Origin of the sequence: Nitrospira sp. (assembly GCA_029194535.1) — a bacterium.
In the GTDB taxonomy this organism is placed as follows: domain Bacteria; phylum Nitrospirota; class Nitrospiria; order Nitrospirales; family Nitrospiraceae; genus Nitrospira_C.
The window spans coordinates 222,143-241,576 of the sequence record JARFXR010000003.1 but is presented as its reverse complement, the minus strand read 5'-3'; the positions used below and the strand labels follow the sequence as shown (position 1 = coordinate 241,576).

Genomic DNA, 19,434 nt, shown 5'->3' with positions numbered 1-19,434 from the left:
GGTGAGTCTTAGGGAGAAATGGGGATGTTTTGAGCTACCTTGATGGGGGAGATAGCAGGCCGCCTGCCCATTGTTTGACGTCATCTACCCAGCAGAAATGGTACCAGTCCGTCTTGGGCCAATTCTCGCACCCGCTGTCTAGATGTTTCTGAGACTTCAACCACAAGAATCACGGATTTCTTATCCTGTGAGGGTAGAATTGCTTTCAGGGTAGTGTCGATTGATTGAGGGTTTCCTAGATTGGACTCGATTGGTTGAGGGTTCTGTTCCGTGCCGGGATTAGATGCAGACTTGTTGCCATTCTTATTATCCTGATTGGGTTTAGACTTTGTACTGCCCTTGCTAGGCTGATTCCGTACTTCAGTTCCCGCACTTAGGGATTTGTCAGGCTTGGCAAAGCCTATCCGCATTCCTAGCTCAAGTCCCTCTGCGTAGTCAATCCTGACCGAAACGGGGACAAGTACTAAACCCGATGTTGGTGGAGCGAATGGTTTGGTAATTGAGTTGTTCGTGGAAATAGGTTTGTCTTTTCCAATGGACTGGATGGTGTATCTGCCCAAGACCGATGAAACGGTTGGAAAAAAGGTGGGGATTCGCTCGGGAAGATAGTCGAGTGTGAGGTGCACATGTTCTTGATCGAGACGCAATCCTGACGGCAAATCGCTTTTCGCGACTACATGCCATTGAAGGTGGTTGGAATTAAAGCTTCTATGATCGCTGGCTTTCCATAAATTGAACAGGAGAGCACAGAAGAGAGTTAGGGCTACAAATAGACCGCTTATGGCTCTGGACATGATCATTCCTTGTGCTTACGGAGCTCTTGCAGAATGGTTTTCCAGAATGATTTTCCTTTGGCATTGGATTCAGTTCGGTGCTGTTCGTCGCGCTGATTGTTGCTCTCCTTGGCGGATTCAGCGTGGGTATTGGTCTGACCATAAGCTAGAAGGCGACTGAGGTTCTTCCACTTTTCAACTTCGTTTGGTTGTCTTGCAATAAGCTGTTCGGACAATTTGCCTCTGAATAGGTCAAAGCTCGCCCTTATTAAGTCGCCATACTGTATTGTGACTAGAACTCCCAGTCTATAATAGACAGCGTAGCTAATGATCAGTGCGATTGCCGTGATCGTTGTCCAAAACTGTAAATTCAACCAGAGCCATGGTCCAACTGTAATAGCCACGACTGCGTATAGTACGCCAAGGGTTGCCATTACTAGGCAGAAGTCCAAAATAGTCTTTGTTTCTGACAGTCTTTTTGCGAATGCTTCAGGGATGAAGTACTGCAAATGAGGCCACATCACAGTTCCCTCAATGCCATAACGAAGAAATGGATATGCATAGTAAGCTTCAACGACATTACCCAACCTCGTGCCACGGATAGATTCTCTGGGGCCAAAATCACGATCTAGCTGAAACCTCATGTTGATGATCTCGGCTTCCTCTTCCTTAGCTTTACGCTCGAGGAATTGCATCGTCTCGGCGTAAAATCTTTCTAGCCTCCCATCCACCTTGCTGTCCTTGAACGCAAGGATGATTGCAGACGTCAGCACTTCCTCCGCTATGCTCGGGTTAGCTGCCTTGCGAAGCTTAGCCATGTGTTTCTGAAGTTCCGCGTATGACTTCGCTGACATGGTATTGGAGGATTTGTTCCAAACGGCCTGTAAACTCTTCACGAAAGACGCGATGACAGGCTGCCATTGAGCGACTCGATGCGCTTCGGCAAACTTATAATCAAAACTATTCCTGCTTCGACACTCACCAAGCATGATGAGAGGAGTGAAAGGACCTTTTACCAAGCCGCTCCACATTCGAAAAATTGCGACACGTAGTCCGCTGACAATGTAGGCAAACACGATCGTCCCAGTGAAGGCGACTATCGTGACAACGATCTTCTGAGTCTGTGTCCAACTATCCACCCAAGCTAGAGATCCCTCGAACCCTACTACTCCGCCGAGCGTAGCTACTAGACATGCAATAAAGACAATGGTTGGCAGGAGAGAGGCGAATAGGTAGTCCTTATCAAGCAGCCCTTTAATTTCGCCAAACAGTGCTTGAATCATTTAGGCTACCCAGGTACAGGGTACGGACACATACGGCAATAGGTTCTAGGTTCGCTATTCGGGTGAGAACCGTCTGGATTCTTACAGTAGTAAACGTGAGGAGGGGTATGGATTTCACTAATTAGCTCCTTCGGTAAGACAAAACCGGCCAGCCTTCCTGCTTCAACGACTTGGACGACAAGGTGTCGGTAGGCTTGTAAGTTGTCACTGTACTCTCCGGGCGCGACAACTTGTTTTGCAACCGGAATCATGGAAAGATCAACTCTTGGGTTTCTGATTAAGTCGATGACGGCCTGTTGCTCAAGGCCTTTCCAGCTTCCCGTTTCGACAAGGTTAGTGATTATTTGATTTGCTGAAATGTACCCTTGCGCCTTGCCTGATTCGGTAAGAATAAACCCGCTTGTTTCTCCGGAAATTTTGGAAAGGACATCAGTCAAAGGTGTTGTCCCCTCGATAGCTCGAGATTGTCTTACAGGAAGGAATCCCTCATCGTCACAAATGTTCATGGTTGCTCACCCTCCTATCGGATTAGACATTCCATTCTTTGACGGGATAACTACCGGTTCCGCTCTTCTCCAAGCCACCTTCATGGCCAGGCTTTGCCGCGAAGATGGATGCAATGCGACGAATGCTAAGGATCTCCGGAACCATCCTTGCTCAGTGCGATCCATGCTTTCTCAAAATGCGGGGTGCAGTCCTCAGTCGAACCCTAGCTTGACAACATTTGCCCATATGATTTTATCCACGAGTTTGTTACCCATAGAGTTTTGAAACTTGATTCTCTCCAGGATCTCTTCGAGTAGGGCATCTGTATCGTGAGGCCTTGGCACCTCATCCCAAAACCGTGGCATTGTTACCTCCCCTCTATTCCGTCAGTCCTTATAGCCGTACTTCGTTCTCATCACGCCTTTTAGGGTTTGCAGTCGTTGTGCGGTATCTGGGGGTGCCGATGGTGTAATGCTTTGTCCTAGCAATTTGAGAAAATTATCTTTGACAGTTTCTGTAGGCACTAAGTTCAGGCTAACCGCTTCGTCAATGAACACCTGTTTCTTGGCTGAGTCGGACTCAGCGTTATAGGCTGTGGCAATCCACTCAATCAGCGGTTGCTTTAATTGACGATCAGCAACTCGTATTTGGAATTCCGCTTCCTTTATGTCTTTGTAGTCTTGTATGAGCAGGGGGCCAAGCACCTCTCGAACACCGGGGTGGCTTGCAAGGAGGGTCGCAGCGGATCCCGTTGCAAACGTTTGGGCAACTTTTAGGCCGGAATCGTCCTGCGTAGCCACACTTGCTTTTGCGTGCGCTGTCGCAATCAGAGAGGCGAGCGTGACTTTTCTTTCTGCTGGGTTGTTCCCTTGAGCGGGCGTCTCGCTTTCGATGAGCGGAACATAGGCGAGTTCTTTTCTCTTGAATCCTATAGAGACTGATCGAGGAAGTTCGCTCCCGCCCCATTCGACATGAAGCCCGAAGTTGGTATCAGTTCCGAAAAAGTATCGTTGTCGCACAGACGAGCCAGTAAGAAAGAACCCAAGGGACGCCCAAAAACCATGAGGAACCTTGTCATCTAAAGTTGTCCCGATCGTACTTTCCATGGTTGGTTGGGTGACTTTAGTAACATCAGGAGTGGCCTTTTGGCTGAAGACGTAACGTTGTTCGTCCGTTAACGCGGCTGCCATAACCAAAGCAGCATCTCCTGTCGCAAAAGAATGACTCGCGCCTAACGAGAAAGCCGCTGTATCAGTCGCGACGGTTGTAAGAACCGGCAGTACTCGACCATCCTTGAACGCTGGTGCCAGGACGAATTCTTCTCGGGCATATCCGATATCAAGAGACGGAGGTTCAGTGTCGGCATCAACTGCCACTTCTGTTTTCGTAACAAAGAGGACGCTATTCAAACCGACTCCACATCCAGACAGACATATTCCCAAAGCAAACAGGATGCTCACTAAGTAGGTCCTGTACCTCATCATGCTTCCCCTCCCTCAGCACTTAGTCAGCGGGGTTTCCCGGATGAAAAGGCTTCAATGCCCACATCATGATTGCTTCAGTCTGCTGATCCTCTGCATCAGTAAGGAAAAGTTGGACAACTCCATCATCGAGAGCTCGCCCAACTAGCTGGTGAGACCCTGCATAACCTAGGCTTACCCCAGGACTCGCTGGACCCATTCGCCACTCGAAACCAAGATTGTCCGTATCGACCAATGTTATTCCAGAAGAAAGTTCCTCAGTGAAATATAGGAGCCCTCTCTTGACCTTTTGTGTTTGATGCTCCTTGGTGGACGTGTGCCTATAGTATTTCACTACCTCATCGGGTAGTGCTTCCGACCGTTCGATAGTTCTAAATTGAGGAACAAGACCTGTGATCCACTTAGCTCCAAGAGAGACTCCTCTGTCAGGGCCGGAAAGCCGTAGATCAATGCCGAAGCTTAATCGCTTCAATCGGACTCCGTACTCCCAATAAGTAATCTCATAGGCCATCAGTCCTAAGTGGTGCTCCACACCATTGCTGTCACGCCATTGAAGTGACGTACACCCTGATCCCGCCACTAACATCAGCGACAACAAAACTCTAACTCGGAGCACACACATAGGCTTAGACGGCCTGGGATTGATCAAGACGGACCCAGAAGTGAGGTAAAGTCCGGATCCCCATAGAACACTTCCAGGTCATCGTCCTCCGAACCTGGGGACTTTGCCGGATCATTTTTATCCCATACCATACGGATAAGTGGTCGTAGGCTGGGCTCGAGCTTAAGGGCTTTTCGAATTGCATCCAGCGCCTTCTGTCTAATCTGTTTCATCTCCGCTTCTAATGCCTGAACTTGCTCTTTAGGCCCTTGTAGATCCATACTGTCGCGTTGAGTCTTCTTTGCCCTGTACTGCTGCCCATATGCAAACCCCAAATACGCTTCAATCAGTGGGCTTGGATTCCTAGGTTCCTCGGTGAGGTAGCGCAATGCGTACTCAATCGCATCCTCATAGTTGTCATACAAACTGTTGAACACGATTCCTTCATAAAGTTTGCGTTTCGCTTCCTTGGGCGTTGACTCATTCACCTTTTCCAAGGCTTTCTCATACTCGATTCGGGCTTTTGTGTATTGCTTTGTCTCACGAAGCACTTCTCCAACTTTGACTGCGGTTTTTACATCTTGCGTGTTCAGGTCAGCGAGATACCCTTCATCGGCTAGCTTGAAAGCGCCAGCTAGGAACAACCGCGTGAGCAGGTATCCGGCAAAGAATCCCCAAACTGAGAAATTGATGATTGCTCCGAGAACAGCTAGTTCACTATTGCCCAAGCTTTTCTGGAATTGAATTCCACCCTTGTGGAGGATCGTGGGGATGTTTTGAAGCTGAACTAAGCCAGCGCCGACAAGAATTTTTGTGAGCCAATCCGATATCTCTTCAAGGTTTGTATTAACCGTCTGACGGCGAACGTCCGTAATTGCTGCCTTACCGGCGGCTGTGTCAATGGTGGGAGGCTGTCCTTTGTCCTTGTTGTTTGATGTCGCTCTGGCAAGCGTTCGGGGAATTCCAAACAGAAAACCAAGGAGGCCACCGCTGCTGGCCGACGCGATTGCAAGTAGGAGACTGTGTGAAAAGACGTTCCACCCTGAACTCGTACATTGGTCCGCTGAATAGCAACTGGATAATGAAAAGATTAGTAGTGCACTTACTCCGACGAGCAACCAGGTCAGAAGCGACACTCCAGTCCGGATCAGATTTCGTGTTAGCAACTGCTCTTGGATTCTTACTTGCGGAGGTAACGACTCCTCTAGAGCGGTGTTGCCTAACAGGGTGAGTAGTGACTGGACCATCGTTCTCTCGGATAAGAATTAGTAGTGATATGGGATCAGGTCTCGCACATCCGTTTCCTAAGGATGAGCATGTCTCAACCGACCCACATCTTATTAGCGTATGACGTTACGACCTATCATCCATCCAACCAAGTGTAGACAGCCCTAGTAGCTCTAGCGCCATTCATTGCGATCAGCCGCTTCGATTTGAAACTGCTGAGCAAACGCTGGGCCGTAGCCAATTCGTGTAGTTCTTGAGGAATTGCGATAAAAATGACCGCTGCAACTGAATCCATTTGAACTAATGCAGGATCAAATAGGATTCACTTTGGAATGAGGTCGGGTAAAGAACGAAGCTTCCCCAAGGGAACCGATGGGACAAACGAACAACGGGGAAGAGGACGCTATTGAGGAACAGGCGCTGTCAGCTCAGACAGTGTTCGGTATCCGTTTCTGAAGAGGACAAAACCCGGGACATTCTGAAGTGTTTCGGGATTCGACTGCGCTTGAAGAGGTTACTGAACGCCTCGCGGTGCCATGCGCACGTGCCGTCGAGCAAAGGATAGAACTTTATCCTGCCTATGCTCTGAGCAGGTCGGCGATTGCTGCGGCGATGGGTTGTCCGGTGTGTGCTTCGTAATAGGAAAATCCTGGCGACGGGTTTACCTCAAAGCAGTACCATTCGCCGCTCGGAGTGCGACGAAGATCGACGCCTGACACCAGGAGCCCCATGCCGCGCGTGACGGCGACGAGCTGCCGGCCGAGCATGTCGGGCAGCTCGCACGCGGTGAGTTCGGCCGGCCTTCCGGACGTGCCCGCGTACCGATAGTCGGTCGCGTCCGAAGCGATGGTGGTGGCGAACCAGCGCTTGCCGACGATGTGTACGCGCACGTCTGTGCCGTCGACCCACTGCTGGAGTTGTACCGGTCCGTGACCGAGCTGGTCGAGCCGTTCGCTGGAGTGGCCGCCGAGCGCGATCGTGGCCACAACGCTGCGGATGCCGCTGATCGATTTGTAGACGATGCGTCGATGACGGTTCAGGAAGGCGCGCGCGGCCGTGGGGTCGCTGGTGACCAGCGTGTCCGGCGTCGTAAGGCCGGCCGCGGCGAGCGCCGCGAGCTGGAAAGGCTTGGTGAGGTTTGATCGGCCTGCCGCCGGCCGGTTGATGACTGTCGCCGAATGCGTTTGAAGCACGGAGAGGAGCGCTGCTGCGGCGACTGTCGCCGCCCCAGGTCGTTGCGGCCCGGGGCGGAGATACGCTCCGGAAATCTTACCGACGTCGATTCTGCTGCCGCCGATCTCGAGCCAGCCTCGTGGGCGTGGTCCGATGACGAAGTCATACTGTAAGGACTGCAGCGCTCCGTTGTCGAGATGCGCGACGGCCGCCGAGTGCTCGGCTAGCGCGTCGAGCACCGCCACGACCGGCTCATCTGAGGTCGCCCCCCACACCAGGATCATGCCGGCCTTCTGCGCGTGAGGATCCTTGCGAGTGCGGCGGCAGCCGCCGGCGATGGCGCCGGTGTGGTGGTGATTGCCGACAGGCGGCCGCTTTTGTCGAAGCAGGCGACCGCCCAGCACAAGCCGAGGCATCGGCAAACTTTCAATGCGGCCGCCGCCAGCGGGGAACTGGCGTGTCCCATGACCTGCTCACCGACTACCTCGAAACTCGTTGCCTGATTCGGCACGTGGCGCCCTCCCGCACTCCTGACCCGGAGTGGAGCGACCGCCACGCTCGACTCGATGGCAGCCTGCATCCAGCGTTCCGGCCGGAGCGCAGCTTCGCCGTAGGTGCCTCCGTCATCGACCGGGTTCACGACCCGCGCCGTGGTGTGCGAGAGGACGTACGCCAGGAACGCATGCGTTTCCGCAGCCAGGTACGCCCGGTCGTCTGGATGCGTGCGCGTCAGCTCCTCGGCATACACGGTCGAACGCCGGACGAAGACCCCGGTGACGCACGTGTCGGGCACGACCTCGCCGCCGATCACCCACGTGGCGGAGGTCCCGTTCGCCGTTGCGGGCCACACCCAGCCGCGTCGGGTCAGATCGTCGGCCGAGCACAGCGCAGCTGTCGGCCAGCGTGCCACGAGGTCGGCAGCCACCTTGTCGTGCCGACTGGCCAAGACGACGATCACTCGCCGCCGGAGCTTCTCGGCCGCGGCTTGGGTTTCCTGGCGGTCGACCTTCTGCCTGAGGTCTCGTCCCGCTTGTTTCCGACGCGACCATGGATCTCGTCGTGCAGCCGTTGGGCCTCCTTCGAGACGGTAACCTTATTCCCGCGTATGTACTCGTGCTTTTCCTGCGCCTTGCGCGCCTCGGCTGCCGAGATGCGGGTAGGTGTGATCTCCTCGACGATCGGCTCAGGCGGGCCGACGTCGGGACGCTCTGCTGGAACGATGAATGCCCGTCCAAACTCCGCGTTCGCCGCGTCGATACCTTCCGCGACTGTCCGCACCGTCCGCACCCACTCCTCTTCGATCAGTTCGAAGATTTCGTTCTCGCGGATACCCTTGATGTCGATGATGTCGGGGACGCGCTTCAACTTGATGTTTTCCAGGATCTCGAGTTTGTCTTTGATCTCCAGTTTGAGCTCCTTGAACCACTTTTTGCGCTTGACCACGTCCACGTACTTGCACGCCGCGGTCTCGATTCCGTTGGCGATCAACTTCAAGCAGTAACGACCGAGCGGCACCGTCGACGGCACCTTGAACCGGCAGCTGTGCACGACCGTGCCCGTGTTGACGCCCATCGTCGAAAACTCCGTTGAGCGGCAGTAATAGACGTTCGGCCCGGTGGTTGACTCGAGCCGCACAATTGGGTAGTTCGTGGCCTGAGTCGCGTCGTTGCCATAGTACACGCACTGTGACAGCCCATTGATCTGTCGTCCTTTGAGCGTATACGTCCCGCCGGGCACGAGCATGCTGGAGCACGCGGTGATTGTCGGTCGCCACACCGGGTCGGGCGCGTCGTCCGGTGTGTAGATGTCGACGATAGACGAGCAGGTCGTATAGAGCACCTGCCCGGTCGGAAGCATCAGCATGCGACCCTGGTACGGCACAGTGGCCGCGGTCGATGCGCCCGGTACTGTACTGATGATGTTGGTCGCCGGCTCGTATTCGAAAAACGTCGCGGGTGCGTGGAAACCTGCCGGGTTCGTGATCGGCCCTGACGTGAACAACACCCGCCCGTTGGGCAACAGGCACGCCGGTGCGTCCACGGCGCCATGCGGTTGCCCGCTGACCTGAGGGATTGTGGGCCCGGCCACCCAGGTTCCCACCTGATTGGCGATCGGCGGCGGCGTGTAGAGCGCCGTATACCCGGTCGCCCCGATTACGAATACCCGCCCGTCGGGCAGCAGCACTTGCGCGCCTATCTCGCGGATCCCATCGACCAGCGACTGTGGTGTCGCCCCGGCTGCGACCCAGACGTTCGAGGCGATCACGTACTTCTCCGCGTTCGGGGGATTCGTGGCGTCCACCGACAGGATGCTGCCGTCTGGCAGCAGCGACCAGCCTTCCTCGGAAACGTTACTGATCTTGTTTGCTGTTGCAGTCCAGGTATTGGTCGCTGGGTCGAAGATCGCAGTCTGCCGAGTACTGATGCGCCCCACGAACCACCGCCCGTCGGGCAGTACGCAACCGGGAGAGTCACCGATAGCCGTCCAGCCTGCGGGCGGTGGTATCAACGTCCACGTGTTTGCGATCGGATCGTAGATCTCCGAGGTCGACAGAAACACCATGCTAAACCCGTCGTACTCACCTCCTGAGTAGATGACGCGCCCGTCGCGCAACATGCCTGACGCATAGTAGAGCGGCGCCTCGGTGCCGCGTGCAAGCGTGGTCCAGGTGCCATTCGTGTAATCGCCGTGGGCGTTTGGCGTGAGCTTATACCAGGCGTTGGTGCCGTAGCCTTGCGCCAGCACCGTGCCGTCGGTAAGCAGCAGCATCGTCGCCACGTCGTCCGGCGGCGCGTTTGCGATTGTCGTCCAGGTGCCTGCCATATTGCCTCCTAATTGTGGTGCGCAAAGCAATCAGCCGTTTCGATGTGAACCTGCTGAGCAAACATCGGACCGCAAGCGATTGGTGTGAGTTTTTGGGGAATTGCGAGGAAGATGACCGCTGCGACAGAATCTATTTGAGTAAGCGCAGAATCAAAATGGATTCAGTTCGGAATGAAGCCGGGTAGAGAAGCGAAGCTTCCCCAAAGGGACAGACATGAGGTCTTGACTTATGAAACTAAGAGAGACAATGGTGCACCGTTTCGCCGGACTCTTTGATGCCGACCATTTCTGAGATGAGTTGGATGAGCAAATTATCCTTGAGCAATTCTCTTGTAATATGGCATCGTTCGGTATACCCGACGGAGGTCGGGTCCCCATTCAAGGATGCATTCTTGGCATAGCAGTCTCCAGCGCAATTATACTTCGCGATGCACCCCTGACATTTTGGCATTTCATGGACATTCAATCCGCCTAGTCGATCAATTGCCGTACGATTCACGACGAATTCACCAAGGCTCTGATTCCACCCCCCATACTGAAACAATTCTGCCCTCGGATCCGAAGGTTGGAGGACTTCATTGCAGGATGTCACAATTCCGCGTGATGTGACTAGGAAATTCATCGCATTACCTGCACCGCAAAATGTTTCTCGGTGTTTAAGGTCTGAACCTGAAAAATAGAGCTCGATCCCAAACCCTGCAGCCACTTGTCGTGCCTTACGGAAGTTGTCAACGAAACTTTGTGCATCGAGATGTTCAATCTGTCCCTTAAGGTTCGTGACCCCTGTCACATCAAAGACGGGTTCAAAGTGGAGGCTCTTGCATTGCAGGGTGTTTCCCACGAACTGCACAAACTCAGTCAATGTTGCGCTCCCTGCAACGGTGACTGTTGATCGGATATTGTAGGGTTTCCCACGCACCTCTAGTCCTTTCATGATGGCGATAATACGATCGAACGAGCCTCCACCATTCGGTAGAACCCGATTTTCATCATGTACTTCCCGTAGACCATCTACAGAGAAGGTCACGGAGGTGCAGTTTTCTGCAATATAATCTAGCCGGGATTCGGCGAACACACCATTGGTGCTTAATGATATAGTAGATCTAAAGCCGTTCAGGCTGCACTGTTCCTTAAAGTATTCAATGATATTCTTGAACTCACTCCAATTGGCCGTGGCTTCGCCTTCTCCTAAAAAACCGATTGACGGATTCTTCCGTTGATCTTTTGCGTTTTTCACGATGAGATCAATGGCCGCTTTAGCAATGGGCCAGGGTATATCTAAATCTTCCAGCCTTCCACCTTCAGCGTAACAATACTTGCATCGCAAAGTACATTTCTGCGTGGTTGAGAATGTCGCGCTGGTTGGTGCCCATCGAGAACTGGCATGTGCAAACAACCCCTCCGATTGTCGAGACTGTTGAATTTGGAACACGTTCCGCTCAGTCAGGTTATCGATCAGAGATTGCTCTTTGGTCGAAAGTTCCTCTTTGTGAAAATACCTCCGTAGGGTAGAAGCACCAAAATCGTTAAGGATCATGCTGATATTCGCGAGTGGGCTATAAAACAAATGACCATCCAGAAACGGGACAAGAAAGGCTTCTCCTGCTCCCTCGATTCGTTCTTCGATTAATTCCTCTGCGGAATGCAGCTGGTTGCGTTTCTGTGGCATCAGAAGCGGATGTGGCATGTTAGAGCCCTTTCTACATATATAGCTATGTTGTCTTACCGGATTGAGTTGAGGAATCGATCGAAAGTGTCGTCTTGATCTTCTTGCGAATTTCGCTAGCAAGCCCCACAAAATCATTGACGCTCTTGACCCTCCTGATATCCAGTCCTTGCACAACCTCTCGAAAAGCTGGATTCGATATTGTGGTAAGAATATCTTCCACACGTGGTTTTCGTTCACATTCACACTTGTCCTCGCAGCAGCCAGGTTTGCTCTCACAACCACACATGGGGTTGCATCCACAATTACCAGGACAGCCGATAGGTTCTGGAGCACAGTTAGCAAGGTCTCCAGGAATGTTTACGTAGGGGATGACATGGGCAATGGCAACAATGCCGAGGGGGTCCATGGCTCTAGCTGTTTCCTCAGGCATAGGCACCTCCAATTTCTGATGGTCCGAACGCATCTGTCCGACTGATAACTGCTGAGCAAACTTCAGACCGCGATCGATCGGCCCAATTCTTGAGGAATTGCGATGAAAGTGGCTGCTGGAACAGAATCCGTTTGGACTAATGCAGCATCAAAATGGATTCACTTTATGGAGTTGGGTACGAAAGCGAGCATCCTTGCGGGATCGGTAAGCTGTGGTTCACTTTTGAGTTCAAACCACGGGAGCGTTCTCCGGCCGAGAGCCGGTTAGATCGCCGCACCTCCCTTTCTCCTCCCGTCGCTGTGTGGCGATTTCCGGTGGTGGGTCAGTCTGCCATCAGAAGCACTGACGTGTGTCATTCCCGCGGAAGCGGGAATCCAGTCAAGGCCTTCTCATCAGCATGGAGTCGTGATCGAGGCGTGGATGCCCGCTTTCGCGAGCATGACACAGGAGGAACCTGTCCCCGTTAACAGACGCTTGGTACGCTGTGAAGGAGCCACACGGCTGACAGCAAAGGGCGCAGATTCTCTTTGATTTTCCACGCCCTGTTCAGTGTAAAATCCGCTCCGATGAACGAGTCACGCTATCATGGGGTGGATCGCTACGTCGGCAACACCCCGCTCATCCGCCTGCGCCGCCTTTCGGAACTGACCCGCTGCGAAATCCTCGGCAAGGCTGAGTTCATGAACCCCGGCGGATCGGTGAAGGACCGAGCCGCGCTCGGCATCATTGAGGACGCTGTGGCCAAAGGACTTCTGCGACCCGGCGGGACCATCGTCGAGGGTACGGCGGGGAATACGGGCATCGGTCTCACGGTCATCGGTCACGCCAGGGGCTACCACTCCGTCATCGTCATTCCTGATAACCAGTCGCCGGAAAAAATCGATCTGCTGCGCGCGCTGGGCGCGGAAGTTCGCGTCGTGCCGGAAAAGCCCTATTCCAATCCGGACAACTACAACCATATCGCGCGGCGGCTGGCGGAGGAGAAGGGCTGGTTCTGGGCTAACCAGTTCGACAATACGGCCAACCGCCTCATCCATTACCGCACCACCGGCCCGGAGATCTGGGAGCAGACCGGAGGGAAGGTGACCGGCTTTGTGTCCGCTGTGGGCACGGGCGGCACGCTGGGGGGAACCACGCTCTCTCTCAAGGAACGCAATCAGAAGATCTTCGTCGGTTGCGCCGACCCCTATGGCGCGGCGATGTGGTCGTGGTTCACCAACGGCAATACGGAGACGAACGACGGCGATTCCTTCGCTGAGGGCATCGGCCAGGGCCGCGTGACCAAAAATCTCGAAGGCATCGCCGTGGACGGCGCCTGGCGCATTCCCGACCAAGACGCGCTCACCATCCTGTATCAACTCCTGCGTGAAGAGGGGCTTTTTCTCGGGCTGTCCTCCGGCATCAACGTCGCCGGCGCCGTGCGGCTGGCGCTTGAGCGCGGACCGGGCCAGACCATCGTGACGATGCTGTGCGACTCCGGCGCGAAGTATCAATCCAAGCTTTTCAATCCGGAGTGGCTTGCGGCCAACGGACTGCGGTCAGATCTGTCCCTCGATACCCTTCTCGTCAAGTCCTGATCACGCGGCGAACCTGGTTCGCCCCATCACGCGGAGTGCGACACGAGGCGGGGATTGCTGCGTAGGGCTGAAGTGGGGACGGTTACCTGCGGGATATGCTACGACACAAGACGTTTCGCGATACGCTCAGTGCATCTGTGCATTCAGTTGGATGAGGCGATCCGTCAGCTTTTTCCCTAACTCGGCGATCGCCATTTTCTTGGCCGCATAGACGGAATCGACATCCTCCGTGACGAACGCCGGCCCGACTCTCTTTCCCATGCCTTCTGCGTCCTGCGTGGCATACAGGTAGCCGTTACGAACATCCCACAGAGACGAGCGCATCATCACGAGGGCATCGCTGTGGGTGCCGGGCACGAGATACGCCCCGACAATGGTCCAATAGAGTAGGGCGGAAGGGTTGTTGTAGCGGTCAACGGATGACACATCGCTGATCACGAGAAGGGCATCTGCGCCATAACGGGCGGCTCCCAACCGAAGGTCTCGAAGGTGATCTCGGTCGGACGTGTGGACAGAACCAGAACTGTGATGGCCTGGAACGGCTTCTTCGGAGATCAGGTAGATGTCCGAGACGACTCCTGCCTCCTTGAGCTGGTGGCCATAGGTCAGCAGATCATTCTTCTCTTCATCGGTCCAGAATCGCCTGTTGTAATGCGAGCTATTGCTATTGAGGTACACCCCAAGCTTGAACGGTGCGGGAAGCTGTGGCTTGAGGGCCAAGATGTCCTGAATGTCTTGGTCCGTGGTGACCTGACCTAACGAGTTCCTCAGGGGACCGCGGTCGAAGCCCTGACTGGCCGTACAGCCGGTCAACAGCACCGCCAGCCATGCTATGAGAAGAGCTTTCACATTCCACCTCCGGGCTTATTCAACCTCTTCACGAGAATAGGCTGCAAAGGACGGGAGGTCAAAATAAACAGCGGTTTTCGTACGGGCGGAACGGGTATGTTTGGTTCACGGAACAGCAACGGCTGAGAGAGATCGCTTCCTACGCATCGTGACTGTGAGGAAGGTCGCGACAATCGCAGTGGTTTGAAGCGGGCTCGCCCTGTCTGGTAGATGTTCTGCCTGCTTAGGTGTTCAGGCCTAGTCCATAACCTGTATCCATGATCGAGCCGGCGCTGCCGGGCCGGCCGGTCCCATTCCCCTGTGCAGCGAGTTGCCGACGATCTACGGATATGCGAGCCAATACGGCGGGCTGAACAGGGACAGCAAGCCGTGCGATTTCCCGGTCAATCAGGGTAGTGCGGTGTTCGGCGTGGCCTTCCCCAATGCCACGGCGCAAACGCCCTGGGCGTGCAACGTCGGCGGCGGTTCTGGAGATAATGGCGTCATCTGCCGCTGGAAGCCGGACCAGCGAAGCCCCCGCAAGCGACCTATTTTTTCGTGAAGCGGAGGTCCGATCGTTGAATCTGCGCGAGCTTCTGATCGTCGAACGAGATCGGCGCGCCGTCGCACCTACTTCAGAAGGCATCCGGAAAAGGTCCTCGCCTTCTTCGGTAAACACATGAAGTAAGCGAGGTGATCGTTACTCCACCGCCTGCTCCAGGAGCGTGCCCACTGAATTGAGTTTGGAGGTCAGTTCAACCGGCACGCCGTGCCGTTCCTGGAACAGCTCTGGTGAGTTGTAGCTGAGCCAGACCTTCCCCTCCGCATCCTCCCAAGCCAGCGCTTTCATCGGAAGATCGATGGCGGCGGTTGGTCGTGCCGTCATCAATGCCGTCCCTCCCTTCGGGTTGCCGAAGATGAGCACTTGGGTCGGTTGCATCGTGAGACCGACGTTCTTCGCCTCTCCGCCGTGGTCGATCCGAGCGAACACCTTCATCCCCTTGGCCGTGACAGCCCGCTCGATCCGGTCCATGGTCTCAGCGACGGAGTAATGGCTCGGCTTCGTCACCAAATTGCTCCCTGCGTGAACGGTCTCGGCAATCAGGACTGCGGCGCTGAGGATTGTGCACAGGAAAGCATTGAACAGACCTCGATAGGACCTCATGCGTCACCTCTTGTCGTTGCGCGTGACGGGGAGCGAACGCACTTACTTCGAGAGGACAAAGGCTAGGCTCTGAGCGGCAGCCTGTCAAGCCGAGCGTCAGGCGGGGAGGGCAGTGAGGTAACTCAATGGCTCGACGCAGGCAGTGGGCGGTCGAAGTGTAGCGAGAGTCCGAAGACGAAGATTTGAGCTGAATAGTCTCCCTGGATGCTCTCGGTTCGGAGTGTCGCCCGGTTGTACTTGAACTCTCCGAAGAGCGCCAGGTGCGGCATCACAAAATAGCGGGCTCCGGCGATAAGGTTGACTCCGACACTGACGTTGGTGTCGCCGCTGGTCGAAAAGAACAGGGCCGGCCCGATTCCGCCGTAGGGTTCGAGTTCCGCGACCAAGGAAGGGCTGCGCACAATCGCGTTGATGGCCCAGGTCGTCAGCTGCATGTGAGAGCCGGGCATCGTCTCTGCGAAGACCGTTCCAGGCACGCCGCCCACGACGGTCTGTTGCTTGATGTTCAACTGCGACGAAAAGGCTTCCGTTTCCAGCCCGAACCACTCGCGTTTGGGGAAGAAGAAACCGACCTTGGCCCCATAGAACAGAGAGGCTTTCTCGAGATCGATATCCGCGACTCGAGCATCGGTCACGCCGCCTGCGAGGGTGGGGCTGTTTACGGTGGCATTGGACAGACTGCCCGGCAGGATGACCCCGGTCTGGCCGACCACATACCATTCGCCCCGGGCGGGGGGTACGCTGAGAGAGACGACGACACCGAGACAGAGCACTGCTGCAACGAAGCGTCGCGACACGATCGTTTTCAATAAACAGCCTTCATTGACGTTCAAATCATACTGCGGGATCGACCCTATTATACGGGTCCTGTGCCGAACGTCCCCATGTTAACACGATTGACGGCGCCGGCAGGTGAGTTGTTGAAAAAAATCGGTGTCGACGGACAGAGTCGGTTTTCGAACGGCGATCTCGATCGGGAGAAACTTCGGGCAAGCGGCGAAAAGGCGTCAGCCTTCTTTTTCCACCAAGGCGATGGCGGCATCTGTCTCCAGCGCAAAGCGACCCCGGCCTCGATGGACGAGCCTGACGTCCGGGCATTTTTGTTCCAGCCGTCGGCGAAGCAGGATCAGACGTGTTTCGAGATTGTCCTTCAGCTCCGGGAGTCCCAACCAGGCGTCCATTCGCAACTCGCGATTCGTGAATTCGACTCGCCCTTCGTCTCGGTATTGCCTCAGCAAGCGCCACAGAATCCTGGCCGGGACATTGCGGATGAGATAGTCGCCGTCGACGAAGATGCAGTCGTCCTTCTGGAAATAGACGAAGCGGTGCGCTGCCGTTGAACAAGACGCGGTAGTCGACGGTTCATGCGTCACTTGATTCACCGGCGCGTCGTCCTGGTCGCGACTGAGTTGGTCGATCGCGGTCGCAAGATGCGCGCCGATGGTGGTGAGCAGCGAGTTCTCGAGCGGAAGGAACGCAAGCGGATCCTTACTCTCAACTGCCAGGACGCCGACCAAGCGTCCGCGGGTGACCAACGGCACGGCGATCTGGCTGGCCGCGTCCGGCAGGCCGGGGAGCGGGATCTCCCGCGCGATGGCCTCCGTCTTTCCCAAAGATTCGACGCGGTCCCGCACGGCACGCGCGTATCGCAAGCCGTGATCCATGGCCGAGATATAGAGGGTTCGGCGGGCACGCCCGACCATCCCGATCAGCCCCTCACCCATTCCCACTTCCGATCCGGCTCCGTTCTCGGCATAGCCTCGGCTGGCAATGGTCAACAGCTTCGCATTCTGCTCATCCGCGAAGAGGATCATCGAGTACTGGAATCCGAACCGCTCCTCAAGAAGCTGCAACGTGACCTGAAGGATTTCATCGAGCAGCTGTGCCTTATTCAGCCGTTCGGCTACAAGCCGCAGTGAGACCAGGCCGGGATCGACAAAGAGCCGAGACGAACGTTCGGATGGTGGTGGGGCGGGCAGTCGCGTGAAGCCCTCCAAGCGTTCGACGGAGCACACCTCGTACACATCGGCTGCGAGAAGGCGAAAGACCTCACTCATTCCCGAGTACGATGCCACGGCTTGGAGTTGCAGCGACATCGATTCGAACAACGGTCCGGTGGATTCAGAATGATCGAAGCGGAGCCGAAAACGATAGGCGTGCAAGGTTCGTGGGTCGAGGGCGATCACGCACCCAAATGGATTTTCACGGATGTTCCGATGGGTCTTGTTGAAGAACTGGAACGAGATCGCCACGTGCTTCTCGTCAACGTAGTAGACCTGGCTGATAAAGGTGATGTTCGGTGTGCCGTCGGCCGCGCAGGTACTCAAGGCTGCGGGGACGATGCCTTGAAAGCACGGCCAGAGATCCTCGAGTTGCAGCGATGTGGTTTTCATTGCCTCAATTTCTTTCCCGCACCAGGCCCCGGCGTTTGGTCGAAGACATCGGTCACGGTAATTTCCACGGCGACCGTCGGTTCGATGATCCAGGCTTCACCCAATCGGGACGGCACGCCGATGGCTATTAGCTCCGCCATGAATTCCCGGTGCCACTTCATGCTCACATCTCGCCCAGTCGGCCTTACCGGCTTGATACTCCGCAGCCGACCCTTCAGTTGGCAAGTGATGTGGTCGGTTGGGCGAGTGCAGGTGACTGCAATCAACCCGTTTGCTCGCAGGTTGTCGATGGTCTTGCCGGCGAAGGACTCGGAGAGAAAGATCGTCACGGTGTCGCGGTCAGACCCGACCTGAATACCCCACGCGCGCGTGCATTCCGGCATGAGAGACGCATCGCGCGTGCCGACCATGACCGAAACGCCCGTTTGGAGGAGTTGCGCGATCGAGTCGGAAATCATGAGATCGAGGCGGCCCGTTAGGAAAGATTTAGGCGAACCTTAGCATAGTTTTAGGAACCCTGTCGTCGATTCCCATGCTAGGGTCCCGTCACATCGGTTGAGATGAAGGAGTGCCATCCCGGCACGTCGAACAGAAGGAGGATCCCATGCGATACCCACTATTATACGGTTCTCTGGTGTGCGTGTTGATTGCGGTGGGGGCAACGCCGGCTTGGTCGGGCGACCGTCCTGGTGCAGCGGAACTGCGCGGCACAGAGACCGCGGTGGTATTTGTGGCCCACGATTATGGCTTCAGGGGGCCAGACAGTATTCCGGCCGGTCGCACGACCGTGCGTATCGTGAACGAAGGCCGGGACCTGCACCACGTCCAGTTCTTGAAACTGATGCAAGGCAAGTCCGCAGCCGATTTCCGCGCGGCCATCGCTGCCGATCCAAGCAAGCTGCCTGGATGGGTGCACTATGCCGGTGGCCCGAATGCGCACCTGCCCGGCAGCCTGGCATCTGCCACGGTCAATCTGACGGAAGGGGACTATGTGATCATGTGCTGGATTCCGGATAAAAACGGTGTGCCCCATGTCGCGCTCGGAATGCAGAAAGCGCTGTCCGTCCGGGGAGGGAAGGCGACGAAGGTTTCGCAGCCCAACCCGTCAGTGACCGTGACGCAGCTCGACTATCAGTTCGTGCTCTCGAAGCAAGTGGAAGCCGGCTTGCAGACCATCGAGGTCACGAATCACGGCAGGCAACCTCATGAGCTCGTCGTTGTGAAGTTGGCCCCCGGCGCGACCGTCAAAGATGTCATCGCTTCATTCGAACCGGGCGCCTCTGGTCCGCCTCGGGGCGAATTGGTGAGCGGCATTACTGCCATTGAAAAAGGGGAGCGCGTGTTCTTCACGGGGCAATTCGAGAGGGGACGATACGGGCTCATCTGCTTTGTCCCGGATCCGGTCGCTGGACGGCCCCATTTCCTTCACGGCATGACGACCGAATTCACTGTGGAATGACGGCGGGATGGCAAGTCGAGCGCGCCCGCGCCGCCGTCTGTTCTTTGCCGGTGAGCATACCAGTCT

The 19,434-nt window shown here is 55.6% G+C and carries 18 protein-coding genes; 3 read left to right on the top strand and 15 right to left on the bottom strand.

Annotated elements, in window-relative coordinates; translation table 11 throughout:
- Nucleotides 1-80 precede the first annotated feature (80 nt).
- The 10 genes from P0111_18255 to P0111_18210 form a co-directional block, all read right to left on the bottom strand.
- Nucleotides 81-794, bottom strand: coding sequence for a hypothetical protein (locus P0111_18255; protein ID MDF0645975.1), 714 nt, complete (start codon nucleotides 792-794; stop codon nucleotides 81-83).
- A gap of 2 nt (nucleotides 795-796) precedes the next feature.
- Nucleotides 797-2,056, bottom strand: a complete 1,260-nt coding sequence (locus P0111_18250; GenBank protein ID MDF0645974.1) for a hypothetical protein — start codon at nucleotides 2,054-2,056, stop codon at nucleotides 797-799.
- A 5-nt stretch (nucleotides 2,057-2,061) separates the two neighbouring features.
- Nucleotides 2,062-2,562, bottom strand: a complete 501-nt coding sequence (locus P0111_18245; protein MDF0645973.1) for a hypothetical protein — start codon at nucleotides 2,560-2,562, stop codon at nucleotides 2,062-2,064.
- A gap of 366 nt (nucleotides 2,563-2,928) precedes the next feature.
- Nucleotides 2,929-4,002, bottom strand: a complete 1,074-nt coding sequence (locus tag P0111_18240; GenBank protein MDF0645972.1) for a hypothetical protein — start codon at nucleotides 4,000-4,002, stop codon at nucleotides 2,929-2,931.
- Between the two features lie 666 nt (nucleotides 4,003-4,668).
- On the bottom strand, nucleotides 4,669-5,871 hold the full coding sequence (locus tag P0111_18235) for a hypothetical protein (protein MDF0645971.1): 1,203 nt from the start codon (nucleotides 5,869-5,871) through the stop codon (nucleotides 4,669-4,671).
- A gap of 558 nt (nucleotides 5,872-6,429) precedes the next feature.
- Nucleotides 6,430-7,308 (bottom strand): hypothetical protein, encoded by an 879-nt coding sequence (locus P0111_18230; GenBank protein MDF0645970.1) that lies wholly within the window; start codon nucleotides 7,306-7,308, stop codon nucleotides 6,430-6,432.
- The gene (locus P0111_18225; GenBank protein MDF0645969.1) at nucleotides 7,305-7,874 is read right to left on the bottom strand and encodes a hypothetical protein; all 570 of its coding nucleotides are present in this window, start codon (nucleotides 7,872-7,874) and stop codon (nucleotides 7,305-7,307) included. Before P0111_18225 ends, P0111_18230 begins: the two co-directional genes overlap by 4 nt.
- Before the next feature lie 104 nt (nucleotides 7,875-7,978).
- Nucleotides 7,979-9,847: a hypothetical protein gene (locus P0111_18220; protein MDF0645968.1), complete on the bottom strand. Its 1,869-nt coding sequence runs from the start codon at nucleotides 9,845-9,847 to the stop codon at nucleotides 7,979-7,981.
- A 235-nt stretch (nucleotides 9,848-10,082) separates the two neighbouring features.
- Complete coding sequence (locus P0111_18215) at nucleotides 10,083-11,534, bottom strand: radical SAM protein (GenBank protein MDF0645967.1); 1,452 nt, start codon at nucleotides 11,532-11,534, stop codon at nucleotides 10,083-10,085.
- A gap of 25 nt (nucleotides 11,535-11,559) precedes the next feature.
- Nucleotides 11,560-11,946: a hypothetical protein gene (locus P0111_18210; protein MDF0645966.1), complete on the bottom strand. Its 387-nt coding sequence runs from the start codon at nucleotides 11,944-11,946 to the stop codon at nucleotides 11,560-11,562.
- A gap of 590 nt (nucleotides 11,947-12,536) precedes the next feature.
- Between P0111_18210 and P0111_18205 the strand changes: the two genes are divergently transcribed.
- Nucleotides 12,537-13,523: a cysteine synthase A gene (locus tag P0111_18205; protein ID MDF0645965.1), complete on the top strand. Its 987-nt coding sequence runs from the start codon at nucleotides 12,537-12,539 to the stop codon at nucleotides 13,521-13,523.
- Between the two features lie 126 nt (nucleotides 13,524-13,649).
- On the opposite strand, the gene P0111_18200 is transcribed toward P0111_18205, so the two are convergent.
- Nucleotides 13,650-14,372, bottom strand: a complete 723-nt coding sequence (locus P0111_18200) for a hypothetical protein (GenBank protein MDF0645964.1) — start codon at nucleotides 14,370-14,372, stop codon at nucleotides 13,650-13,652.
- Between the two features lie 310 nt (nucleotides 14,373-14,682).
- Here P0111_18200 and P0111_18195 point away from each other — a divergent pair, with 310 nt between their 5' ends.
- Entirely contained in the window at nucleotides 14,683-14,913 is a 231-nt protein-coding gene (locus P0111_18195) for a hypothetical protein (protein ID MDF0645963.1), read from the top strand.
- A 138-nt stretch (nucleotides 14,914-15,051) separates the two neighbouring features.
- On the opposite strand, the gene P0111_18190 is transcribed toward P0111_18195, so the two are convergent.
- From P0111_18190 to P0111_18175, 4 genes are all read right to left on the bottom strand, one after another.
- Nucleotides 15,052-15,516, bottom strand: coding sequence for a DUF302 domain-containing protein (locus P0111_18190; GenBank protein ID MDF0645962.1), 465 nt, complete (start codon nucleotides 15,514-15,516; stop codon nucleotides 15,052-15,054).
- A gap of 122 nt (nucleotides 15,517-15,638) precedes the next feature.
- The gene (locus P0111_18185) at nucleotides 15,639-16,313 is read right to left on the bottom strand and encodes an outer membrane beta-barrel protein (GenBank protein ID MDF0645961.1); all 675 of its coding nucleotides are present in this window, start codon (nucleotides 16,311-16,313) and stop codon (nucleotides 15,639-15,641) included.
- A 210-nt stretch (nucleotides 16,314-16,523) separates the two neighbouring features.
- A complete protein-coding gene (locus tag P0111_18180) occupies nucleotides 16,524-17,909 on the bottom strand; it encodes a GAF domain-containing protein (protein MDF0645960.1) in 1,386 nt (461 codons plus the stop codon).
- Nucleotides 17,906-18,367: a hypothetical protein gene (locus P0111_18175; protein ID MDF0645959.1), complete on the bottom strand. Its 462-nt coding sequence runs from the start codon at nucleotides 18,365-18,367 to the stop codon at nucleotides 17,906-17,908. Before P0111_18175 ends, P0111_18180 begins: the two co-directional genes overlap by 4 nt.
- Before the next feature lie 146 nt (nucleotides 18,368-18,513).
- Between P0111_18175 and P0111_18170 the strand changes: the two genes are divergently transcribed.
- Entirely contained in the window at nucleotides 18,514-19,368 is an 855-nt protein-coding gene (locus P0111_18170; GenBank protein MDF0645958.1) for a hypothetical protein, read from the top strand.
- Nucleotides 19,369-19,434 lie beyond the last annotated feature (66 nt).

What these genes read in the sequence shown, in the direction of transcription:
- P0111_18255 (MDF0645975.1), bottom strand. Translation starts at nt 794, where the DNA reads ATGTCCAGAGCCATAAGCGGTCTATTTGTAGCCCTAACTCTCTTCTGT.
- P0111_18250 (MDF0645974.1), bottom strand. Translation starts at nt 2,056, where the DNA reads ATGATTCAAGCACTGTTTGGCGAAATTAAAGGGCTGCTTGATAAGGAC.
- P0111_18245 (MDF0645973.1), bottom strand. Translation starts at nt 2,562, where the DNA reads ATGAACATTTGTGACGATGAGGGATTCCTTCCTGTAAGACAATCTCGA.
- P0111_18235 (MDF0645971.1), bottom strand. Translation starts at nt 5,871, where the DNA reads ATGGTCCAGTCACTACTCACCCTGTTAGGCAACACCGCTCTAGAGGAG.
- P0111_18230 (MDF0645970.1), bottom strand. Translation starts at nt 7,308, where the DNA reads ATGATCCTGGTGTGGGGGGCGACCTCAGATGAGCCGGTCGTGGCGGTG.
- P0111_18220 (MDF0645968.1), bottom strand. Translation starts at nt 9,847, where the DNA reads ATGGCAGGCACCTGGACGACAATCGCAAACGCGCCGCCGGACGACGTG.
- P0111_18215 (MDF0645967.1), bottom strand. Translation starts at nt 11,534, where the DNA reads ATGCCACATCCGCTTCTGATGCCACAGAAACGCAACCAGCTGCATTCC.
- P0111_18210 (MDF0645966.1), bottom strand. Translation starts at nt 11,946, where the DNA reads ATGCCTGAGGAAACAGCTAGAGCCATGGACCCCCTCGGCATTGTTGCC.
- P0111_18190 (MDF0645962.1), bottom strand. Translation starts at nt 15,516, where the DNA reads ATGAGGTCCTATCGAGGTCTGTTCAATGCTTTCCTGTGCACAATCCTC.
- P0111_18180 (MDF0645960.1), bottom strand. Translation starts at nt 17,909, where the DNA reads ATGAAAACCACATCGCTGCAACTCGAGGATCTCTGGCCGTGCTTTCAA.
- P0111_18175 (MDF0645959.1), bottom strand. Translation starts at nt 18,367, where the DNA reads ATGATTTCCGACTCGATCGCGCAACTCCTCCAAACGGGCGTTTCGGTC.
- P0111_18170 (MDF0645958.1), top strand. Translation starts at nt 18,514, where the DNA reads ATGCGATACCCACTATTATACGGTTCTCTGGTGTGCGTGTTGATTGCG.